The 19,802-nt window shown below is 59.3% G+C and carries 19 protein-coding genes, 1 tRNA gene and 1 pseudogene; 13 read left to right on the top strand and 8 right to left on the bottom strand.

Translation table 11 applies throughout. The features are described 5' to 3' along the window. Positions 1-48: 48 nt before the first annotated feature. From DW56_RS06360 to DW56_RS06350, 3 genes are all read left to right on the top strand, one after another. Positions 49-1,206, top strand: a complete 1,158-nt coding sequence (locus DW56_RS06360) for a CdaR family transcriptional regulator (RefSeq protein WP_024554706.1) — start codon at positions 49-51, stop codon at positions 1,204-1,206. A gap of 267 nt (positions 1,207-1,473) precedes the next feature. Further along, a complete protein-coding gene (locus DW56_RS06355; protein WP_024554705.1) occupies positions 1,474-2,853 on the top strand; it encodes an MFS transporter in 1,380 nt (459 codons plus the stop codon). A gap of 13 nt (positions 2,854-2,866) precedes the next feature. Beyond that, positions 2,867-4,123 carry a gallate dioxygenase gene (locus DW56_RS06350; RefSeq protein ID WP_024554704.1) on the top strand — a complete coding sequence of 419 codons (1,257 nt, stop codon included), beginning with the start codon at positions 2,867-2,869 and terminating at the stop codon, positions 4,121-4,123. Positions 4,124-4,289: 166 nt separating this feature from the next. Here DW56_RS06350 and DW56_RS06345 read toward each other — a convergent pair whose 3' ends face one another. From DW56_RS06345 to DW56_RS06330, 4 genes are all read right to left on the bottom strand, one after another. Then, positions 4,290-4,538 (bottom strand): DUF2442 domain-containing protein, encoded by a 249-nt coding sequence (locus tag DW56_RS06345; RefSeq protein ID WP_024554703.1) that lies wholly within the window; start codon positions 4,536-4,538, stop codon positions 4,290-4,292. Next, the gene (locus tag DW56_RS06340) at positions 4,522-4,764 is read right to left on the bottom strand and encodes a DUF4160 domain-containing protein (RefSeq protein ID WP_024554702.1); all 243 of its coding nucleotides are present in this window, start codon (positions 4,762-4,764) and stop codon (positions 4,522-4,524) included. Before DW56_RS06340 ends, DW56_RS06345 begins: the two co-directional genes overlap by 17 nt. 172 nt (positions 4,765-4,936) lie before the next feature. Continuing rightward, on the bottom strand, positions 4,937-5,473 hold the full coding sequence (locus DW56_RS06335) for a tannase/feruloyl esterase family alpha/beta hydrolase (protein ID WP_024554701.1): 537 nt from the start codon (positions 5,471-5,473) through the stop codon (positions 4,937-4,939). A gap of 70 nt (positions 5,474-5,543) precedes the next feature. Then, positions 5,544-6,785, bottom strand: coding sequence for a LysR substrate-binding domain-containing protein (locus DW56_RS06330; protein WP_029589747.1), 1,242 nt, complete (start codon positions 6,783-6,785; stop codon positions 5,544-5,546). 129 nt (positions 6,786-6,914) lie between these two features. Here DW56_RS06330 and galB point away from each other — a divergent pair, with 129 nt between their 5' ends. The 4 genes from galB to DW56_RS06310 are packed head-to-tail and all read left to right on the top strand — an operon-like array spanning position 6,915 to position 10,333. Then, entirely contained in the window at positions 6,915-7,655 is a 741-nt protein-coding gene (gene galB, locus DW56_RS06325) for a 4-oxalmesaconate hydratase (RefSeq protein ID WP_024554699.1), read from the top strand. Continuing rightward, positions 7,652-8,365 (top strand): 4-carboxy-4-hydroxy-2-oxoadipate aldolase/oxaloacetate decarboxylase, encoded by a 714-nt coding sequence (locus tag DW56_RS06320; RefSeq protein WP_024554698.1) that lies wholly within the window; start codon positions 7,652-7,654, stop codon positions 8,363-8,365. The genes galB and DW56_RS06320 overlap by 4 nt, the downstream gene beginning before the upstream one ends. A 1-nt stretch (position 8,366) precedes the next feature. Continuing rightward, the gene (locus DW56_RS06315; RefSeq protein ID WP_024562307.1) at positions 8,367-9,458 is read left to right on the top strand and encodes a 4-oxalomesaconate tautomerase; all 1,092 of its coding nucleotides are present in this window, start codon (positions 8,367-8,369) and stop codon (positions 9,456-9,458) included. Between the two features lie 8 nt (positions 9,459-9,466). Then, a complete protein-coding gene (locus DW56_RS06310) occupies positions 9,467-10,333 on the top strand; it encodes an NAD(P)-dependent oxidoreductase (RefSeq protein WP_161808547.1) in 867 nt (288 codons plus the stop codon). Positions 10,334-10,357: 24 nt separating this feature from the next. Here DW56_RS06310 and DW56_RS06305 read toward each other — a convergent pair whose 3' ends face one another. The 3 genes from DW56_RS06305 to trmB are packed head-to-tail and all read right to left on the bottom strand — an operon-like array spanning position 10,358 to position 12,172. Further along, positions 10,358-11,074, bottom strand: a complete 717-nt coding sequence (locus DW56_RS06305; protein WP_024553646.1) for a YggN family protein — start codon at positions 11,072-11,074, stop codon at positions 10,358-10,360. Positions 11,075-11,126: 52 nt separating this feature from the next. After that, entirely contained in the window at positions 11,127-11,453 is a 327-nt protein-coding gene (locus tag DW56_RS06300) for a YggL family protein (RefSeq protein ID WP_024553647.1), read from the bottom strand. Continuing rightward, positions 11,453-12,172, bottom strand: a complete 720-nt coding sequence (trmB, locus tag DW56_RS06295; RefSeq protein ID WP_024553648.1) for a tRNA (guanosine(46)-N7)-methyltransferase TrmB — start codon at positions 12,170-12,172, stop codon at positions 11,453-11,455. The genes DW56_RS06300 and trmB overlap by 1 nt, the downstream gene beginning before the upstream one ends. A 155-nt stretch (positions 12,173-12,327) precedes the next feature. On the opposite strand from trmB, the gene mutY reads away from it, so the two are divergent. Genes mutY through mltC form a run of 3 tightly spaced genes read left to right on the top strand, consistent with a single transcriptional unit; the run spans position 12,328 to position 14,818 of the window. Next, positions 12,328-13,380 carry an A/G-specific adenine glycosylase gene (mutY, locus tag DW56_RS06290; protein WP_411431237.1) on the top strand — a complete coding sequence of 351 codons (1,053 nt, stop codon included), beginning with the start codon at positions 12,328-12,330 and terminating at the stop codon, positions 13,378-13,380. A 28-nt stretch (positions 13,381-13,408) separates the two neighbouring features. Further along, entirely contained in the window at positions 13,409-13,684 is a 276-nt protein-coding gene (locus DW56_RS06285) for an oxidative damage protection protein (RefSeq protein ID WP_024553650.1), read from the top strand. Between the two features lie 42 nt (positions 13,685-13,726). Then, positions 13,727-14,818: a membrane-bound lytic murein transglycosylase MltC gene (gene mltC / locus DW56_RS06280; RefSeq protein ID WP_024553651.1), complete on the top strand. Its 1,092-nt coding sequence runs from the start codon at positions 13,727-13,729 to the stop codon at positions 14,816-14,818. A 175-nt stretch (positions 14,819-14,993) separates the two neighbouring features. On the opposite strand, the gene DW56_RS06275 is transcribed toward mltC, so the two are convergent. After that, complete coding sequence (locus DW56_RS06275; protein ID WP_024553652.1) at positions 14,994-17,129, bottom strand: ornithine decarboxylase; 2,136 nt, start codon at positions 17,127-17,129, stop codon at positions 14,994-14,996. A 532-nt stretch (positions 17,130-17,661) separates the two neighbouring features. Here DW56_RS06275 and DW56_RS06270 point away from each other — a divergent pair. The 3 genes and pseudogenes from DW56_RS06270 to DW56_RS22135 form a co-directional block, all read left to right on the top strand. Beyond that, positions 17,662-18,381, top strand: a complete 720-nt coding sequence (locus DW56_RS06270) for a DUF554 domain-containing protein (protein WP_024553653.1) — start codon at positions 17,662-17,664, stop codon at positions 18,379-18,381. A gap of 103 nt (positions 18,382-18,484) precedes the next feature. Further along, positions 18,485-18,560 (top strand) — tRNA-Phe (locus DW56_RS06265). 505 nt (positions 18,561-19,065) lie between these two features. After that, positions 19,066-19,480, top strand: a pseudogene (locus DW56_RS22135) (Arm DNA-binding domain-containing protein); the annotation flags it as partial. Between the last annotated feature and the right edge of the window lie 322 nt (positions 19,481-19,802).

The raw sequence follows: 19,802 nt of genomic DNA, 5'->3' as shown, positions 1-19,802 counted from the left end.
CGCCCGCGCAGGCGGGCGAGGGCCTGACCAGAACGGGCGGACATCTGCATGATTATTACTACGGCGCTGGCCAATGAGATTGTCGCCCGGGCGATGGCGATTATTCATCACAACGTTAACGTGATTGATCACCGGGGGCAGATAATCGCCTCTGGCGAACGGCACCGCCTTGGCGAGCAGCATGAGATCGCCCGCGAGGTGATCCGCACCGGCAAACGCATCAGCATTCACAATGCCGCGCAAGCGGCGCGCTTTGCGAATGTGCATCCGGGCATCAATCATCCCATTATCGTGGATGACCAGGTGGTGATGGTGGTGGGCGTCAGCGGCGACCCGACGGTCATCAGCCGCTACGCGGAGCTGGCTATTCTCACCGCTGAACTGCTGGTGCGCCAGTCGCTGGAAATGCGTGAAGTGAACTGGCGCCAGCGCCTGCGCGACACGCTGTTTGCCCAGTATCTGGAGCATGGCGAAGCGCCGCAGGGCGAAGAGGCGCTAAAGCGCCTTGCGGAGCTGGGCTTTACGCTCGCCACGCCTGTTGTGCCGGTAGTGGTGATGGTGGAAGTGGCGCAGCAGCACTTAAGCGACGTGCTGGGCACCTTGCTGAGCGAGTTTTCGCAACAGCCGGGCGTGAAAGAGGTGATCCTGCTCGGCAGCAACGAGATCCTGATTTTAGGATCGGTGAAAGAGGATCAGGAGGCGCTGCTCGGGCGGATCGGGTTTATCCTCAGCAACCAGATAAGCCACTACCACATCGGCGTGGGCGTGCGGGCGGACAGCGCGCCGGACATCCGCGAAGCGATCCAGTTCGCCCGCTCGGTGATTGAGGTGGGCAGCAAGGTGCAGCCGCAGCGGCAAATTTACTACTTTCGCGAAATGGCGATGCTCTGCCTGTTCCGGGTGCTGGAAAACAGCTACATGTTCAACTTCTTCAACAACAACGTGCGCCAGCTGCTGGAGCATGACTCCGGCGAGGCGCTGCTCGACACCCTCGACTGCTTTATCAACAACAACGCCGAGGTGGGGAAAACCTCCCAGCAGCTTGGCATTCACCGCAATACCCTCGCCTACCGGCTGGCGCAGATCAAAAAGCAGATCCAGCTCGACCCGATGGTCTTTACCGACCTTGTGCAGCTTTCGGTTTCGGTGCACTGCTACCGCCGCCAGAACCCGCGCCAGAGCGAGTGGATAGATACCTTAAGCTAACCGCTCCGCCCGCCCGGGCGGAGCACTCCCATAAATAAAACGCATAGCCAACGCAGGCGTTATGCATAAGCCATCCTGAAATCAGGCTGAAAAAGCGGTTATTTCCCTCACTTGCTTTTGCCACGTTCATCACACAATAAAAATTACTCATAGGGGTAAAACTGTTTTTTGCCGGACACCCCTGCCGCGCTGACTTAAGTTGAGGTGGCGGTTTCACAACAACAATAGCCGCTCACATCCTTACCGCCTGCTTAAGGAAGTCACCCTATGAGTCAACCTGAGGTCATTGACGTAAAAGCGTGGATCGACGCCCGTCCGGTATCCCGCTTTCAGTGGAGCGTTCTGCTGCTCTGCTTTGTCATTATTATGCTGGACGGCTACGACGCCGCCGTGATGGGCTTTATCGCCCCGGCGCTGATTGAAGACTGGGGCATCAGCCGCGCGCAGATGGGGCCGATTCTGGGCGCCGCTATGTTTGGCGTGGCCCTCGGCGCGCTGATTGCCGGCCCCCTCTCTGACCACTTCGGCCGAAAAAAAATCCTGATTTTTTCCGTGCTGGTGTTTGCAGGCTTCAGCCTGGCGGGCGCGATGGCCCGCTCGCCTGGTGAACTGGCGCTGCTGCGCTTTTGCACCGGGCTTGGCCTGGGAGCGGTGATGCCTAACTGCGTGACGCTGGTGTCGGAATATATGCCGGAGCGGCGCCGGGGGCTGATGATCACCCTGATGTACAGCGGCTTTAACTTCGGCTCCGGCTTCGGCGGATTTATCGCCGCGTACCTGCTTTCCCATTACAGCTGGCATTCGGCGCTGGTTTTCGGCGGCGCGGTGCCGCTGCTGCTGTTGCCGGTGCTAATGTGGAAACTGCCCGAGTCGGCGATGAATATGGTAGTGCGTAAAGTGCCGCGCGGCGCGATTGCCGACACCCTTAACCGCCTCGGCGGCACGTTTACGGCGAATACCGTTTTCACGCTGCAAACGCCGGAAATCAAAAAGCATGGCAAAGTGACGCAGCTTTTTCGCGACGGCTACGCCCGCGGCACGGTGGCGCTGTGGCTGACCTATTTTATGGGGCTGTTCGTTATCTACCTGCTGAACGGCTGGCTGCCGACCATTCTGCGCTCCGGCGGCTTTTCATTGCAGCAGGCGGCAATCATTACCGGCCTGTTCCAGCTCGGCGGCCCGCTTGGCGGCATTATCGTCGGCTATTTGATGGATCGCATGCAGGCGAAAGCCGTTATCGCCGCGACCTATTTCCTGGGCTGCCTGTGCCTGTTTACCCAGGGGATGATGGACTTCGGCTCGGTGATGCTCTCGGTGCTGATCTTTATCAGCGGCATGTGCATTAACGGCGCGCAGAACGGGTTGCAGGCTTATTCGCCCGCCTATTACCAGACGGAAATCCGCGCCACCGGCGTAAGCTGGATGCACGGCATGGGGCGCATCGGCGCGATTTTAAGTTCGACGCTCGGCGGCGTGATCATGCTTTCGGTGCCGGGCCACTCTTCGATTTATCTGGTGCTGGCGCTGCCCGCCCTGCTTGCCGGGTTCTGCATCCTTCTGCATCGTATGCTTAAGTTCAATACCCGGATGACCGGCATTAGCCCAGGCGATGTCACCGCCTTGTCGCAAAGTTTAAATAACCGCTAAGTGGAGTAAGCTCATGGCCCGTATCATTGGCGGCATCGCCGTATCCCATACCCCGACGATTGGTTTCGCCGTCGACCACAATAAACAGGAAGAGAGCGCCTGGGCGCCCATCTTTAAAAGCTTCGAGCCGATGCGCCGCTGGCTCGACGAGAAAAAACCGGACGTGCTGGTCTATATCTTCAACGACCACGTGACCTCGTTTTTCTTCGATCACTATTCGGCCTTTTCGCTGGGCATTGATAATGAATATGGCGTCGCGGATGAAGGCGGCGGCCCGCGCCACCTGCCGCCGGTCAAAGGCGACGCGGCGTTGTCGCGCCATATTGGCGCAAGCCTGATGGCGGACGAGTTCGATATGTCATTCTTTATGAACAAGAAGCTTGACCACGGCCTGTTTTCGCCGCTCTCCGCCCTGCTGCCGTTCGAGGCGGGCTGGCCGACAAAAGTGATCCCGTTGCAGGTTGGCGTTTTGCAGTTCCCCATTCCGAGCGCGCGCCGCTGCTATAAGCTTGGCCAGGCGCTGCGACGCGCCATTGAGAGCTACCCGGAGGATATCAGCGTGGCGCTGGTGGCCACCGGCGGCCTTTCCCACCAGGTGCACGGCGAGCGCTGCGGTTTTAACAACACCGAATGGGACGCGCAGTTTGTTGATCTCATCGTTAACGACCCGGAAAAACTCGCAGAGATGACGCTCGCCGAGTACGCCACGCTTGGCGGCATGGAAGGCTCCGAGGTGATTATGTGGCTGATTATGCGCGGCGCGCTGTCGGCGAACGTCACCGAGACCTGGCGCGACTATTACCTGCCGTCGATGACCGGCATCGCCACGCTGATCCTTGAGAACAACGCGCGCACGCCGCCGGTGGATACGCTTTCTCGCCACCGCGAGCATATCGCGCGCCAGTTGAGCGGCGTGGAAAAGCTGCCGGGCACCTATCCCTTCACCCACGAGCGCAGCCTTAACGCCATCCGCCTCAACAGCTTTCTGCATAAGCTGATTGAACCCGCATGGCGCGAGCGCTTCAAAACCGCGCCGCAAGCGCTGTATGAGGAGGCGGGACTCACGGAAGAGGAGCGCCAGCTGATTAGCGACCGCGACTGGCGCGGGCTTATCCACTACGGCGCCAGCTTTTTCCTGCTGGAGAAAATGGGCGCGGTGGTGGGGGTCTCTAACCTGCACATCTACGCGGCGATGCGCGGCGTCTCGCTGGAGGCGTTCCAGCAAACCCGCAACCAGCAGGTGCTTTACTCCGTCGCGGGCGATAAATAGCCGACGGCCTGAAAACAGGGCCAGTTGAAAAGGCTGGCCCTGGGCACCAGGTGTAAAGTCTTTTGTCGGGTGCGATACCAAAAATGCGTTGATGGTGCGCGGTCGCCGCCAAATCAGGTGGTTGCCGCCAAATCAGGTGGTTGCCGCCCCTGCGGCGGCGCAAAGCTTAAACAACGCTGGGCGGCTGGCGCGTGATATCCCCCCGGCCTGCCAGCAGCCCTTCCACTGAAATATCTTCATCAAGCGCTTCCCAGTGGATGCCGCAGGGGCTGAGTTCCCAGCCTGCGCGCCCCTCTGCGCTGGCGTTAAGGAGACGGGGAAACCAGGCAAGCGGCGCGCCGATAACGCGTGCGTCAGACAGCTCAACCCATAAAGTCTGCTCGTCAAAACGGACATATTTAGCTGAAATAGTCATACCATGCTCCGGCAAATTCATGTTGATGACGGGTAACAAGCAGCAGCAACTCTGCCATTTCGCGCGGTCTGAATCCATGACAGGAGGCAAGTTCCACCTGAGGCATAAGCCAGAATTTTGCTTCCGCCCCGTTTTTACGTACATGAATATGCGCAGGCTCTTGCGGCTTGCCCTCATTAGAATAAAAGAAAAATGCGTATCCTCGCAGACGAAGTATAACGGGCACAGGGTATAGCGCCTCCTGGCGGATCGGTTCCTGAACCCTTCTGTTATCACCTGTCTGCTGCGCTTCCCAACCGTCATTACAGCGCGTTGCGCGCCCTCTCCGGCAATAAAAAAGGGAAGACGCAACGCCTTCCCCCAAAATGCGGCGCAGGCCGCAAAGCGGCCCACGCAGTTTATTCGCCTGCCGATGCCTGGCCGTAGTCGCGCTGTATCCGCGCTCTGGAAGCGACGGCCGTCGGGTGTTGGGCGCGAAAGGCGAAATCCTGGCGCTTTTGCGGATCGTTGCCGGAATCGGTCTCTTCCTGCGAATGGCCCATCTGCGTGGCCGCCGCCATGAAACGGCCTGTATCAAGCGGCACGCAGCCTGCCGCCGCGCCAGCGTTGAGCGTAAGGCCGCCGCACAGTTCGCCGCAGCCAGTTTGCGCATAGCGGCCGCTCCAGCTCGCCATCGGCAACAGCGTTTGCCGGGTAATGGCGGGCGCCGCGCAGAAGCGCCCGTCGTTGAGCCTGTTCTCTTGCGCGGATAGCGCCTTGCTGCCGCCAGTCACGGATAAATCGCTGCCGCTTAGCGCCTCGCACGCCATTACCGGCAGCGTCACCTGCGGCGCCTGCGCGCTGCGGGTTTGCGCCCACAGCACCGCCATGTTGAGGCTGTCGATCGCCAGCAGAAAAAGACAGAGCGCGCGCCCCGCCGTCAGAAATCCTGCCATCTCCCTCGCTCCGCTTTATATCGTTATGGCTCAAAGCCTAGAGAGAGAAAGTCAGGCAAAGTGGAAGTGATTAAGGTTGTCTGTAAAGAAATGTTTCTTCCCGCGCGCAGCGGCGCAGATAGCCCAGCAGCGCCTCGGTGGCGGGCGACGGCAGACTGCCTGCGCGAAACGTCAGGCCGATGTCGCGGCGGGTCTGCGGCAGCGCCACCGGCAGCGCCGTCAGCACGCCCGCTTCCAGCTCCCAGGCAAGCTGGCTTTTCGAGACCGCCGCCAGCATGTCGGAGTGCAGCAGCAGCCCGCGCACCATCGCCAGATCCCCCGTCTCCACCACCGGGCGCGGCGCTTCAACGCCAAGCGCCGTGAAGGCGGCGTCCAGCATCAGGCGTGCGGGCGTCCCGGCGCGCGGCAGCACCCAGCGGGCCTGCGCCAGCCCGTCGCGCAGCGCGTTTTCCTTATGCAGCGGATGATCGTTGCGCGCCAGTATCACCATCTCTTCTTCAAACAGCACTTCGCTGGCTAAATCCGGCGCCTGGCGGGTATTGCGCAGCGCGCCGAGGATGAAATCAATATTGCCGGCGCGCATCTCAGACACCAGCGCGTCGAAGGGGCTTTCGTTGGTCAGCACCTGAATGCCGGGGTGCGCGGCGAGAAACGCGCTTACCGCCTGCGGCAGCAGCCGGGTGCGGCTGAGCGGCAGCGCGCCGATGCGCACCACGCCCTCAAGCACGCCGCGCCGGGCGGCGATATCGGCGTAGATATGCTGCAATTCATTCATGCAGCGGCTAAGGTTCGGGTAAATCAACGTCGCCGCCTGGCCGGGCATTACCCCCTCCGGCGTTCGGCGAAAGAGCGCGAAGCCGCTGCCTTTTTCCAGCGTTTTTAGCGCGGCGCTGACGGCGGGCTGGGTAATATTGAGCAGATTCGCCACCGTCTGGGTATGGTTAACGTGATAGAGCTGTAAAAATATCTCTAAGCGGCGGGCGTTAAATAAATAAATGGGCTCAATAAACTCTTTATTCTCTTTATTTTTAAGCCGCGCCAGAATAAGCGGCACTGCATTTAATTCCTCAATGGCGTGCTGCGCGCGCGGTAAAATACATTTCCCGTAATCCGTTAATACCATGCCGCTAAAGTGGCGCTCAAATAATGGCACCGATAAAACGTGTTCGAGATCACGAATCGAGCGCGTAATTGCAGACTGCGTGCGAAATAAATCATTGGCTGCCTGAGAAACAGAGCCGCGTTTCGCCACCTGACAAAAAGCCCTTATTTGCATGATATTTAATAGATTAGTTTCATTATCCCGCGCCATTTTCCCGCTCCTCTCGCCAGGCTTTTCTGTCCAGAACATAAATAAAAATCATAGGCTGCGCAAACAAAATGATTACCGCAAACAGGGCCGCTATGACACGCTTTTAAAAAAAGCGATGAGGGAAAAAATATGTCCGGTTCCGTTACGAAAAAAAGCGCGCTGGTCGTCAGCGCCCATTCCGCTGATTTTGTCTGGCGCGCGGGCGGCGCTATTGCGCTGCATAATGCGCGGGGTTACGACATGCATATTGTCTGCCTCTCATTTGGCGAAAGAGGCGAGTCGGCCAAATTATGGCGCAAGGGCAATATGACCGAAGAAAAGGTAAAAGCCGCCCGCCGCGAAGAGGCGATGGCCGCTGCCGATATTCTTGGCGCCAGCGTCGAATTTTTCGACCTCGGCGACTATCCGCTGCGCGCCGACAAAGCGGCGCTGTTCCGCCTGGCGGACGTATACCGCCGCGTGCAGCCGCACTTTGTGCTGACGCATTCCATGCAGGATCCCTATAACTACGACCACCCGCTGGCCTCCAGCCTTGCCCAGGAGGCGCGCATCATCGCCCAGGCGGAAGGCTACCGTCCCGGCGAAACCGTGGTGGAAGCGCCGCCGGTTTACTGCTTTGAACCGCACCAGCCGGAGCAGTGCAACTGGAAGCCGGACGTGCTGCTGGATATCACCTCCGTCTGGGATAAAAAATATCAGGCCATCCAGTGCATGCAGGGCCAGGAGCACCTCTGGGAGTACTACACCCGCGTGGCGCTGCAACGCGGCGTGCAGGCCAAGCGCAACATCGGCATTACCGGCTCGCGCGTCATCACCCACGCCGAAGGCTTTATGAGTATTTTCCCACGCGTCACGGAGGATCTGGCATGAACCTGCTCGGTAAAAAAGGGGTGGTTATCCGCAGCCTCCCCCGCAGCGAACCGGCCGTGCTGCGCCAGTACGCGGCGCTTGGCGTAGCGACCGTTCATGAGGCGCACGCGCGCCAGGGGTTGCTCAGCCCGGACATCCGCCCGATCCAGCAAGGCGTGAGCGTGGCGGGCAACGCCGTGACGGTGCTGGTGACGCCCGGGGATAACTGGATGTTCCATGTGGCGGTAGAGCAGTGCCAGCCGGGCGATATGCTGGTGGTGGCGCCCACCTCCCCCTGCACGGACGGCTTTTTCGGCGATCTGCTCGCCACCTCGTTGCAGTCTCGCGGCGTTATCGGCCTGGTGGGCGACATCGGCATCCGCGATTCGAATACGCTGCGCGAGATGGGCTTTTACGTCTGGTCCCGCGCCGTTTACGCCCAGGGAACGGTAAAAGAGACGCTCGGCTCGGTGAACGTGCCGGTATTGTGCGGCAACCAGCTGGTGACGCCGGGCGATATCGTGGTGGCGGATGACGACGGCGTGGTGATTGTTCCCCACGCGCTGGGCGACGCCGTGCTGGCGAAAGCGCTTGCCCGCGAAGAGAACGAAACCCTTAAGCGCGAACGCATGCGCAACGGCGAACTGGGGCTGGATATCTACAATATGCGCCCGCGCCTCGCGGAAAAAGGTCTGCGCTATTACGACCGCGCGCAGGACGTGGAGGAATAAGATGGCGCAGCGCAAAATCCCCTGCCTGCTGATGCGGGGCGGCACCTCAAAAGCGGCCTGCTTTCTGGCGGCGGATTTGCCCGCCGACCTGGCGCTTCGCGACCGCGTGCTGCTGGCGGTGATGGGCTCGCCCGACCCGCGCCAGATTGACGGCATCGGCGGCGCGGACCCGCTGACCAGCAAGGTGGCGATAATTACCCCTTCCGCCAGGCCGGACGCGGACGTCGATTACCTCTTCGCCCAGGTCAACGTGGAGAAAGCGGTGGTGGATTATGGTCAGAACTGCGGCAACGTGCTCGCCGCCGTCGGCCCCTTCGCCATTGAAAAAGGGCTGGTGGAGGCGCGCGCGCCGCTTACCACCGTGCGCATTTATATGGAAAACACCGGGCAGACAGCCGTCGCCTCGGTGCCGACAGACGCAGACGGCGTGGTGTATGAAGGCGGCCTGCACATCGACGGCGTGCCCGGCACGGCGAGCGAAATCGTGCTCAATTTTCTTGATATCGCCGGTTCAGGCTGCGGGGCGCTTTTCCCCACCGGCCAGCCGCGCGACCGCTTCGACGGCGTGGAGGTGACCTGCATCGACAACGGCATGCCGGTGATCCTGCTGCGGGCGGCGGACGTAGGCCGCAGCGGTTACGAAAGCCGCGACGCGCTGGATAACGACCATGAACTGAAAGCGCGGCTGGAGTCCATCCGCTTGCAGGCGGGGCCGAAGATGAACCTGGGCGACGTCTCACAGCGCACGGTGCCGAAAGTCACGCTGCTCGCCGCGCCGCGCAGCGGCGGCGCTATCTCCAGCAGGACGTTTATCCCCCACCGCTGCCATGCTTCCATCGGCGTGTTTGGCGCGGTCAGCGTCGCCACCGCCTGCATCATGCCGGACACCGTCGCCGCCGGGCTTTACCATGCCTCGCCCGCGCAGGAGGGGCGCCAGCGCGTGAGCGTGGAGCACCCGAGCGGTGAATTCAGCGTGGTGATAAGCCGCAACGCGCAGGGCGAGCTTACCGGCAGCGGCCTGCTGCGCAGCGCCCGGCTGCTGTTTGACGGGCGCGTCGCTATTCCGGCCAGCCTCTGGCCGCTCATCGAATAAGGGATACCATGATGCAGATTGCTTTTATTGGTTTTGGCGAAGCGGGCGGCATACTGGCCCGCGACCTGGCGGCCCGCTGCCGCGTCGTTATCTGGGATATAAAGCTCGACGGCGAGGAACGTGAGGCGATGCTTTCGAAAGCGCAGGCGGCGGGGGTTCACGCCGCGTCATCGCTCAGGGAGGCCGTGGCCGACGCCTCGCTGGTGTTCTCCACCGTTACCGCCTCTTGCGCGCAGGAGGTGGCGCAGCAGACCGCGCCGCTGCTGCACGCGCAGCAGACTTTCCTCGACCTCAACTCCGTCGCGCCGGACACCAAGCGCCGTAGCGCGCAAAGCTTTACCCAGGCGCGCTACATTGATGTGGCGGTGATGGCGCCGGTGCCGCCCGCCCGGCTCGCCACGCCGCTGCTTATCGGCGGGCGCGACGGCGAAGCCTTAACGGCGCAGCTTAACGCGCTGGGGCTGAATGCGCGCTATGGCGCTGAAGAGGTGGGCCGGGTGTCCGCCATCAAAATGTGCCGCAGCGTGATGATTAAGGGGCTGGAGGCTCTGACCACCGAATGCCTGAGCGCGGCGCGGAAATATGGCGTGGAAAATGAAGTGCTGGCCTCGCTGCACGCGAGTTTCCCGTCGCTTGGCTGGGACGGCGAACTGCCGGATTACCTGATTAGCCGCGTGGCGGAACATGGCGCGCGCCGGGCCGCGGAAGTGCGCGAGGTGGTCAGCATGTTAAACGACGCCGGGCTGGAGGGCTGGATGAGCCGGGGGACGGTGGAAACGCAGCAACAGATGGTGGATAAGATGGCGGCGCAGCAGATTCGCTACGCCGACCTCGCGCCTTTCCACTGGCAAACGCTGGCGGATAAGCTCAACTAACGCGGGGGCGAAGCGCCCCCTTTTTTACTTCAGGCTGCCGACCAGCGCCTGGCGCTGCTCTTCAAGCTGAATGGTGCGGTTGCAGACGTCGCGGCCGAACTGCTGGAAATCCGCTTCCTGGTTTTTCCATTCGTTCTGAATAGCGGTTTGCAGGCCGCCGAGGCTTCCCAGTACGCCCTGCAACGGGTTGCCGCCGCCTTTGATGACCGCTTTAGCGCCCATCTCGTTGATGCTGTCCTGCAAAATGCCGCCCATCGCCTGGTTCACCAGTTGCTGGCCGTCGGCCCGCACCTGATCAATCGCTTTATAATGGAACGTCAGACCGTCGGCGCGATGCTCGATGATGCGGTTCATTTGCGTTTTTAGCTGTTTATCAAGCTGCGTCAGGCGGTTACGCATGTTGCTGCTTTCGCCCACCTGTTCGGTGATGATTTTATCCAGCGCCACGCGCCCTTTTTCCACCCGCGACCGCGCGCCGTCATCAATCCACGGCAGCGTGGCGCGCAGCTGTTTCTGGTAGTCGAGCGCCTGCTGGCGCTGGGCGGCGTTCAGGCTTTGCGCTTTGCCGTTAAAGGTCACGCTGCCGTCCGGGCCGAGAAGCAGGTCGCCGTTTTCCCCCACCACCTGCACGGTCTGAGGTTTCAGCACCACGTCGTCGCGCGGCGTGACGCTGCACTGGTAGTCCGCATGGGCCTGCGCCGCCGTTATCAGCAGCGCCCCCAGCAGGGCTTTACGCATCATAGTGACTCCTGTAAGACAAAACGGGCCGGTTATACCGACCCGTTAAACTGCATTAATCCCACCACACGTCGAAAAGATCGCTTAAGCGGATCTCTTCAAGCTGCTTCTCTTCAAGCCATTTACGAACCAGCGCCTGATCTTCTTCAGTGCATTTGCCAATCTGCTCTTTGCACACCAGCCCTTCCCAGGCGAGATAGCCGCTGCCGTCGAAGGCGAGGCCGTTTGGCGCTATCACCTCGTTGATGAAATCATCAACGATTTTATCGATTTGCTCTTCCGACGTGCCTTGCGGGAAGCGCCAGGCGACAGAAAATCCCAGCTCCTGGAATTCGTCGATGTGCATCTTTTTACGCAAGCGGCGGCTGCGGTGTTTTGCCATTATTTCACCCTCTCGAACATTAAGTCCCATACGCCGTGACCGAGACGATGGCCACGCTGTTCAAACTTGGTCACCGGGCGCGAGGCCGGGCGCGGTACGTAGTCGTTGCTTTCGGAAAGATTTTTGTAGCCCTCAAGCGAAGACATCACTTCGAGCATATGTTCCGCATAAGGTTCCCAGTCGGTGGCCATGTGGAACACGCCGCCGGGCTTGAGCTTGCTTTTCACCAGCTCCGCAAACGGCGCCTGAACGATACGGCGTTTATTATGGCGCGCTTTGTGCCATGGGTCAGGGAAAAAGAGCTGCACCATGGAAAGAGAATTGTCAGGAATCATTTTGTGCAGCACTTCCACCGCGTCGTGACACATCACGCGCAGGTTCTCCACGCCCTCTTCGTGAGCGGAGCTTAAGCAGGCGCCGACCCCTGGCGAGTGAACCTCAATGCCGAGAAAATTTTGCTGCGGGTTGCTCTTCGCCATCTCTACAAGCGATGCGCCCATGCCAAAGCCAATCTCCAGCGTAACCGGCGCTTCGCGGCCAAACAGCGCGGCGAAATCGAGCGGCTGTTCGCTAAATTCAACGCCCATCACCGGCCAGTAGTGGTCCAGCGCGTGCTGCTGCCCTTTGGTCAGGCGCCCCTGGCGGCGGACAAAGCTGCGAATACGGCGCAGCGGGCGGCCGTTTTCATCAAATTCCGGTGAAATGACGTCGTTATTCATGGCGATTCATCTGTCTGAGTTAGTGTGCGGAAAACGGGCATTATCCAAAGATAGTGGGCCGATGCAAGCGCCGGAAAGTTCCTGTTTACAGCCCTGAGGCGCTGTGCTGCAATCAGCCCCCTCTTCTTTTTTACGCCGGACCTCACGCTTTAATGATGCAGCCTCAGCAATTCTCCCGCCAGGTGCTCGACTGGTATGACAAATACGGGCGCAAAACCCTTCCCTGGCAGCAGGAAAAAACGCCTTATAAAGTATGGCTTTCCGAGGTGATGCTGCAACAAACCCAGGTGACGACAGTTATTCCTTACTTTGAGCGCTTTATGGCGCGCTTTCCCACTGTTTCCGATTTAGCCGACGCGCCGCTGGATGAAGTGCTTCATCTGTGGACCGGCCTTGGCTATTACGCCCGCGCCCGCAATTTACACAAAGCGGCGCAACAGGTGGCGACGCTTCACGGCGGTCAGTTCCCGGACACGTTCGACGCCGTTTCGGCGCTGCCAGGCGTTGGCCGCTCCACCGCCGGCGCGGTTTTATCGCTCTCGCTTGGTCAGCGTTTTCCGATTCTTGACGGCAACGTTAAACGCGTGCTGGCGCGCTGCTACGCTGTAGAGGGCTGGCCGGGGCGCAAAGAGGTGGAAAAACGCCTGTGGGAGATAAGCGATGCGGTAACGCCAGCGCAAGGGGTGGAGCGCTTTAATCAGGCGATGATGGATCTCGGCGCGCTGGTCTGCACCCGCTCAAAACCGAAATGCGAGATTTGCCCGCTTAATAACGGCTGTGTGGCTTATGCCCAGGGCTCGTGGGCGAAATACCCTGGTAAAAAGCCCAAACAGCAACTGCCCGAAAAAACAGGCTATTTTTTACTGATGCAACAAGGCGACGAGGTTTACCTTAACCAGCGTCCGCCAAGCGGCCTGTGGGGCGGCCTGTTTTGTTTCCCGCAGTTCGCCAGCGAAGCGGATTTACGCGCCTGGCTGCACGAGCGCGGCGTTGAAGCGCACGGTCTGACGCAGTTAACCGCCTTTCGCCATACATTCAGCCACTTCCATCTGGACATTGTGCCGATGTGGCTTTCCGTGTCCGGCAGCGGCGCATGCATGGATGAGGGAACGGGTCTCTGGTATAACTTAGCCCTGCCGCCCGCCGTCGGGCTGGCGGCGCCTGTAGAGCGCCTGTTACAACAGTTACGCGCCGGGGCGCTGGCTTAAGCCGCGCCGCGCCGCAAAAGAGGACATTATGAGCAGAACCATTTTTTGCACTTACCTGCAACGCGAAGCCGAAGGCCAGGATTTCCAGCTGTATCCGGGAGAGCTTGGCAAGCGCATTTATAACGAGATCTCAAAAGAAGCCTGGGCGCAGTGGCAGGCGAAGCAGACCATGCTCATCAACGAGAAAAAGCTCAATATGATGAACCCGGAGCACCGCAAGCTGCTGGAGCAGGAGATGGTGAACTTCCTGTTCGAAGGGAAAGACGTACACATCGAAGGCTATACGCCGCCAGAAAAACAGTAAGGGCCTTCGGCCCTTTTGCCAAAGCCAGGACGCACTTCAGGAATGAATAAAAAACTACTCGCGCTTGCTCTGGTCGCGCCGTTATTAGTTTCCTGCTCCAGTAATAAGAAAGCTGAAAACGCCTATAACGAGGCCTGGATTAAGGACACCAACGGTTTTGACATTCTGATGGGCCAGTTTGCCCATAACATTGAAAATATCTGGGGATTCAATGAAGTCCTGATTGCAGGACCGAAAGATTATGTGAAGTACACGGATCAATACCAGACCCGCAGCCACATTAACTTCGATGAAGGGACGATCACCGTCGAGACTATCGCCGGCACCGATCCGGCGGATCGCCTGCGCAAGGCGATCGTCACCACCCTGCTGATGGGCGACGATCCTGGCTCTATCGATCTTTACTCTGACATTAACGACATTCAGATCTCTAAACAGCCGTTCCTCTATGGCCAGGTGGTGGACCAGACCGGTCAGCCGATCCGCTGGCAGGGACGCGCCAACGATTTCGCGAATTACCTGCTGCAAAATCGCCTGAAAAGCCGCAGCAACGGCCTGCATATCATCTACAGCGTCACCATTAACCTGGTGCCGAACCACCTCGATAAGCGTGCGCACAAGTACATCGGCCTGGTGCGCAAAGCGGCGCGCAAATATGGCGTGGATGAGTCGCTGATCCTCGCTATCATGCAGACCGAGTCCTCTTTCAACCCGTACGCCGTAAGCCGCTCTGATGCGCTGGGGTTGATGCAGGTAGTGCAGCACAGCGCCGGGAAAGATGTGTTCCGCTCGCAGGGCCGCTGGGGCATGCCGAGCCGCAACTATCTGTTCGATCCGGAAAGCAACATTGATACCGGCACCGCGTACCTGGCGATGCTGAACAACGTTTACCTTTCCGACATCAGCAACCCGACGTCGCGCCGCTATGCGGTGATCACCGCCTACAACGGCGGCGCGGGCAGCGTGCTGCGCACCTTTGCAAGCGACAAGATTGAAGCCGCGGCCATCATCAACAATATGGATCCGGGCGAGGTTTACCAGACGCTGACGACCCGTCACCCGTCTGCCGAGTCTCGTCGTTATCTGTATAAAGTGGATACCGCGCAGAAAACTTACCGCCGCGGCAAAGGGTGATGGCGTTGGCATAGTTTGCCGGATAAACCCACTCCACTCGTCACAGCGCTACGCTTCTGGCTAACGATGTGCGGGTGGCAAAAGGTTATGTCTGCCAGCGCGTTGCGTTTCTGTTCCTCACTTCACGCGACCGTGCCAGGGGCTTTAATAGCGGCGCCCTGGCACCCCGTTTTCCTTACCCGCGCAGCATATAGCCATATAACCGCTTAATGCCGTCGGCGTCGGTTTCGCTGTAGACCCCCTGTAATTCCGGCGAAAAGCCCGGCAGCAGGTTTACTCCCTCTTCCAGCGCCAGGAAATAGCGCAGCGCCGCGCCGCCCCACACTTCGCCCGGCACCACGCAGAGCACGCCCGGCGGATACGGCAATGCGCCTTCCGCCGCCACGCGCCCTTCGGCATCGGCGAGGCGCACCAGCTCCACCTCGCCGCGAATAAACGCCATGTTCGCATCCTGCGGGTTCACCGCCACTGGCGGCAGGCTTTCGCGGCGGAACATCGCTTTTTGCAGATCTTTAACGTTAAAACTGACGTAGAGATTGTGCATCTCCTGACAAAGCTGGCGCAGGGTGTAGCCTTTATAGCGCACCGGGTATTTCTGCCAGATGGTCGGCAGCACGTCGGCAAGCGGCGTGTCGTCTTCAATGTGGCGCTCGAACTGCGCGAGCATCGCCACCAGGTGCGCCATCTTTTCCGTGCTTTCGGCAGGCGTCAGCAGAAACAGTATCGAGTTAAGATCCGCCTTCTCCGGCACAATGCCGTTTTCGCGCAGGTAATTCGCAAGAATAGCCGCCGGTACGCCGAACTCGCTGTATTCGCCTGTCGCAGCATCGATGCCCGGCGTGGTCAGCAGCAGCTTGCACGGGTCGACCATATACTGCTCGCGCGCATAGCCGTGAAAACCGTGCCACGAGGCATTTGGCTCAAAGGTGAAGAAGCGGCGCTCGCGGGCCATCAGTTCAGTGGGGTGATCCTGCCAGGGGCGCCCCGCCACCGTTTCCGGCACGAAGGGTTTGATCATCTTGCAGTTGGCGATGATTGCTTTGCGCGCCTCAATGCCCTTCTCCACACATTCCGCCCACAGCCTGCGGCCGCTCTCCCCTTCGTGAATTTTGGCGTTCACGTCGAGCGCGGCGAACAGCGGATAAAACGGGCTGGTGGAGGCGTGCAGCATAAAGGCGTTGTTCAGCCGCTTGTGCGGGCAGAAACGCGCCTGGCCGCGCAGGTGGTTGTCTTTTTTGTGGATTTGCGATGTCTGCGAGAAGCCCGCCTGCTGCTTGTGCACCGACTGGGTAACGAAAATTCCCGGGTCGTTCTCGTTGAGCGTGAGCAGCAGCGGCGAGCAGTCGGCCATCATCGGGATAAACTGCTCGTAGCCGACCCATGCGGAATCAAACAGGATGTAGTCGCACAGCGGCCCCAGCTTATCCACCACCTGGCGGGCGTTGTAGACAGTGCCGTCGTAGGTGCCGAGCTGGATCACCGCCAGGCGGAACGGACGAGGGCGATCGGCGCGATCGGGCGCGACTTCGCGGATCCGATCGCGCAGGTAATCTTCATCAAAACAGTGGGCGTCGATGCCGCCGATAAAGCCGAACGGGTTGCGCGCCGCCTCGAGATAAACCGGCGTGGCGCCCGCCTGGATCAACGCGCCGTGGTGGTTCGACTTATGGTTGTTGCGGTCGAAAAGCACCAGGTCGCCGCGCGTCAGCAGCGCATTGGTCACTACCTTGTTGGCAGCCGACGTGCCGTTCAGCACGAAATAGGTTTTATCGGCGTTAAAAACCTTCGCCGCGAACTTCTGCGCATGCTTCGCCGATCCTTCGTGAATGAGCAGGTCGCCAAGCTTCACATCCGCATTGCACATATCGGCGCGAAAGAGGTTCTCGCCGAAGAAATCATAAAACTGCCGCCCCGCCGGGTGCTTTTTGAAAAACTCGCCGTGCTGGTGGCCCGGGCAGGCGAAGGTGCTGTTTTTCATCTCTACGTACTGGTAGAGCGTGTCGAAGAACGGCGGCAGCAGGTTTTCTTCATAGGCGACCGCTGCCGCTTCCAGCTCCAGAAAGCCCTGCGCGTTGCCGGTGATAACGCCGGTGACGTCAGCATTTACCGTTCCCTCTTCCGTCAGCACAAATACCGGCAGGTTAAAGCCGGTGCGTTTGAGCAGGGCCAGAATGCCGCTGCGCGTGTCGGCAACGGTGAGCACCACCGACGCCACGTCGGTAAAGTCGGTGTTATCCAGCGTCACCACTTCGCGGTGCGTGGAAAGTGACGTCGCCAGATCATGGCTGGCGGCGATTTTTAATGATTTCATAAGCACAAAGACCCGTAACAAAGGGGTGAGCGCCTTCAGGCACAGCATCGGGAATAGCCCGGCGAAGGTGTCTTGCGTGGTCTGACTGGGTTCCAGCTCCGACCGCCAGACATCAGTAAAAACAGAGCGGTTCTGGTCTTACTGTTGTCCTACAGTGAGCGTGCGTTAACCTCACCGCATGGTGAGCGAAGGAAGCGACCGGAAGAGACAACGGGCGTGCGGCTGCGAAAGGCTTCGCAGAGCAGGCGCTGTGGCGAGTAACAGCATAAAAGCACCCCGTGTGGTGAAGAAAAGTCGCGCAATAATGGCACCTTCTGCCGGGACGGGCAACCCGTGAAAAGCCTTTTACGCAGCGCGATTTTGCCCTGTGGTTTTAATCCTTTAAATTTCAATAAACTATTTTTAGCTTCGCGCTTAAAACTGCAAATTTCTCGCATAATAATGCGTAACAAGGGATTTCGGGCGGGCGCAACGCGAGGAAAAAGCGCATGCGGTTTATGCTTAAAGCTCACACGTTTTGCGGGAGACGACCATGGTAACAGGGCCTTTTATTAACGCCGCCGCCGTGCTGCTGGGCGGGTTGATTGGCGCGGCGCTGAGCCAGCGGCTGCCGGAGCGGCTGCGCACCTCGATGCCTTCTATCTTCGGCCTGGCGTCGATGGGCATTGGCATTTTGCTGGTGGTGAAGTGCGCCAACCTGCCGGTGATGGTGCTTTCCACCCTGCTCGGCGCGCTGATTGGCGAGCTTTGTTACCTGGAAGGCGGCATCAGCAAGGCGGTGAAGAACGCAAGCAGCCTCGCGCAGCGGCTGCGGCCCGGTAAAAAGGCGAACCCGGCGCAGGAAAACTACGTGCAAAACTTTGTCGCCATTATCATTCTGTTTTGCGCCAGCGGCACCGGGGTTTTCGGCGCCATGCGTGAGGGGATGACGGGCGACAACAGCGTGCTTATCGCCAAGGCGTTTCTCGACTTCTTCACCGCCACGATATTCGCGACCTCGCTCGGCATTGCGGTAGCGTCCATCTGCGTGCCGATGCTGCTGATTCAGCTTACGCTTGCGTATTGCGCGGTGTTTATCCTGCCTCTCACCACGCCCGCGATGATGGCGGATTTTACCGCCACCGGCGGTCTGCTGCTGCTGGCGACGGGGCTGCGTATTTGCGGCATTAAGATGTTCGCGGTGGTGAATATGCTCCCCGCCCTGCTGCTTTCGATGCCGCTTTCGGCGCTCTGGATGCATTTTTTCGCCTGAACGTTCACAAACGCAGCAAACTGCTGCGGGAATGTGCGGACGGCGCGCAATTGGGTGAAAATGTTTGACGAAAGTAGCCGATTCAGGTTTAATGCGCCCCGTTGCCCGGATAGCTCAGTCGGTAGAGCAGGGGATTGAAAATCCCCGTGTCCTTGGTTCGATTCCGAGTCCGGGCACCACTTATTCAGAGAACCCGCCCAAAAGGCGGGTTTTTGCTTTTGGGCTTTCCGGACTCTCCATCGAACTCCGTTCGATTGTTCGCCACCTCCCTGTGGCTCACCCCTGCGGGGCCAGCGCGTAAACGCGCTGTGCAAAAACGCTCCCGGCGTTTTTGTCCGAGTCCGGGCACCACTTACTCAAAGAACCCGCCCAAAAGGCGGGTTTTTACTTTTGGGCTTTCCGGACTCTTCATCGAACTTTGTTCGATTGTTCGCCACCTCCCTGTGGCTCACCCCTTCGGGGCCAGCGCGTAAACGCGCTGTGCAAAAACGCTCCCGGCGTTTTTGTCCGGGACCGGGCACCACCTTTCCTTTTTTATGCTTCCTTATAAATCCCCGTCTGTTTGTGGTTCTGTGAGTTAGCGTAAATATCTTTCTGGTACCTTTTGATTTATCCCTATGTATCCGGAAAATTTGGCATCAGAGTATGGGTCGTTCAGTTCGATGAACGATGCAGACCCGTATTATGGCCCTGAATGACAGTAAAATCCGCGCAGCTAAGCCCCTCGCTAAATCTTACAAACTCACCGACGCGCAAGGTCTGTACCTGACGGTATCCCGTAGCGGTACTAAGTTATGGTATTTTCGCTATTGCTTCGGCGGCAAAGAAAACCGCCTGGCTTTTAGCGCTTATCCGCTGGTCATGCTGGCGGAAGCCCGCAAGAAGCGCGATGCCGCGCGTAAGCTGCTGGCGTCCGGTATCTGCCCTGCCCTTCGCAGATCCGCAAGATGGATAACGCCGCTGTTAACGAATCCCGCACATTTAAATTTATCGCCACTGAGTGGCACACCAGTTGCCTGAAACTTTGGTCGGAAGGCCACGTCGATAAAATCCTGACCTGCCTGAAGCGCTATGTTTTCCCGATATCGGCGCAATGGATAGCTCACCACATAGAAAAGACGGCTGTGCGAGATACCCTTATGCACCCGCTTATGGCCGGGCAGAAGCGAAGGTTCCAGATCGTCGAGCGAGGCGCCGGTGGCGATCACCACCAGATCCGACCGACGCGCGATATCCAGGGCTGAAATATCGACAAACGGGCGGGTATCAATAATCAGGCACTGATTATTACCTGCGGCTTTCAGCGCCACGTCGTGGCGGCGATAAACGCCCGTTTCCACTGACAGGGGGTGATGCTGCCAACTTACTGATTTAGTGTATGATGGTGTTTTTGAGGTGCTCCGGTGGCTTCTGTTTCTATC

This window comes from Franconibacter helveticus LMG 23732 (genome assembly GCF_000463115.2).
GTDB lineage: Bacteria > Pseudomonadota > Gammaproteobacteria > Enterobacterales > Enterobacteriaceae > Franconibacter > Franconibacter helveticus.
Note: the sequence above shows the minus strand (reverse complement) of the source record. Positions and strands in the feature narration are given on the sequence as shown.

Excerpts from the sequence above, each read along its gene's own strand:
- DW56_RS06275 (WP_024553652.1), bottom strand. The coding sequence starts at position 17,129 with ATGAAATCATTAAAAATCGCCGCCAGCCATGATCTGGCGACGTCACTT.
- DW56_RS06345 (WP_024554703.1), bottom strand. The coding sequence starts at position 4,538 with ATGACTATTTCAGCTAAATATGTCCGTTTTGACGAGCAGACTTTATGG.
- mutY (WP_411431237.1), top strand. The coding sequence starts at position 12,328 with ATGCAGCCTCAGCAATTCTCCCGCCAGGTGCTCGACTGGTATGACAAA.
- mltC (WP_024553651.1), top strand. The coding sequence starts at position 13,727 with ATGAATAAAAAACTACTCGCGCTTGCTCTGGTCGCGCCGTTATTAGTT.
- DW56_RS06320 (WP_024554698.1), top strand. The coding sequence starts at position 7,652 with ATGAACCTGCTCGGTAAAAAAGGGGTGGTTATCCGCAGCCTCCCCCGC.
- DW56_RS06315 (WP_024562307.1), top strand. The coding sequence starts at position 8,367 with ATGGCGCAGCGCAAAATCCCCTGCCTGCTGATGCGGGGCGGCACCTCA.
- trmB (WP_024553648.1), bottom strand. The coding sequence starts at position 12,172 with ATGAATAACGACGTCATTTCACCGGAATTTGATGAAAACGGCCGCCCG.
- DW56_RS06335 (WP_024554701.1), bottom strand. The coding sequence starts at position 5,473 with ATGGCAGGATTTCTGACGGCGGGGCGCGCGCTCTGTCTTTTTCTGCTG.
- DW56_RS06350 (WP_024554704.1), top strand. The coding sequence starts at position 2,867 with ATGGCCCGTATCATTGGCGGCATCGCCGTATCCCATACCCCGACGATT.
- galB (WP_024554699.1), top strand. The coding sequence starts at position 6,915 with ATGTCCGGTTCCGTTACGAAAAAAAGCGCGCTGGTCGTCAGCGCCCAT.
- DW56_RS06305 (WP_024553646.1), bottom strand. The coding sequence starts at position 11,074 with ATGATGCGTAAAGCCCTGCTGGGGGCGCTGCTGATAACGGCGGCGCAG.
- DW56_RS06300 (WP_024553647.1), bottom strand. The coding sequence starts at position 11,453 with ATGGCAAAACACCGCAGCCGCCGCTTGCGTAAAAAGATGCACATCGAC.
- DW56_RS06355 (WP_024554705.1), top strand. The coding sequence starts at position 1,474 with ATGAGTCAACCTGAGGTCATTGACGTAAAAGCGTGGATCGACGCCCGT.
- DW56_RS06310 (WP_161808547.1), top strand. The coding sequence starts at position 9,467 with ATGATGCAGATTGCTTTTATTGGTTTTGGCGAAGCGGGCGGCATACTG.
- DW56_RS06360 (WP_024554706.1), top strand. The coding sequence starts at position 49 with ATGATTATTACTACGGCGCTGGCCAATGAGATTGTCGCCCGGGCGATG.
- DW56_RS06285 (WP_024553650.1), top strand. The coding sequence starts at position 13,409 with ATGAGCAGAACCATTTTTTGCACTTACCTGCAACGCGAAGCCGAAGGC.
- DW56_RS06330 (WP_029589747.1), bottom strand. The coding sequence starts at position 6,785 with ATGGCGCGGGATAATGAAACTAATCTATTAAATATCATGCAAATAAGG.
- DW56_RS06270 (WP_024553653.1), top strand. The coding sequence starts at position 17,662 with ATGGTAACAGGGCCTTTTATTAACGCCGCCGCCGTGCTGCTGGGCGGG.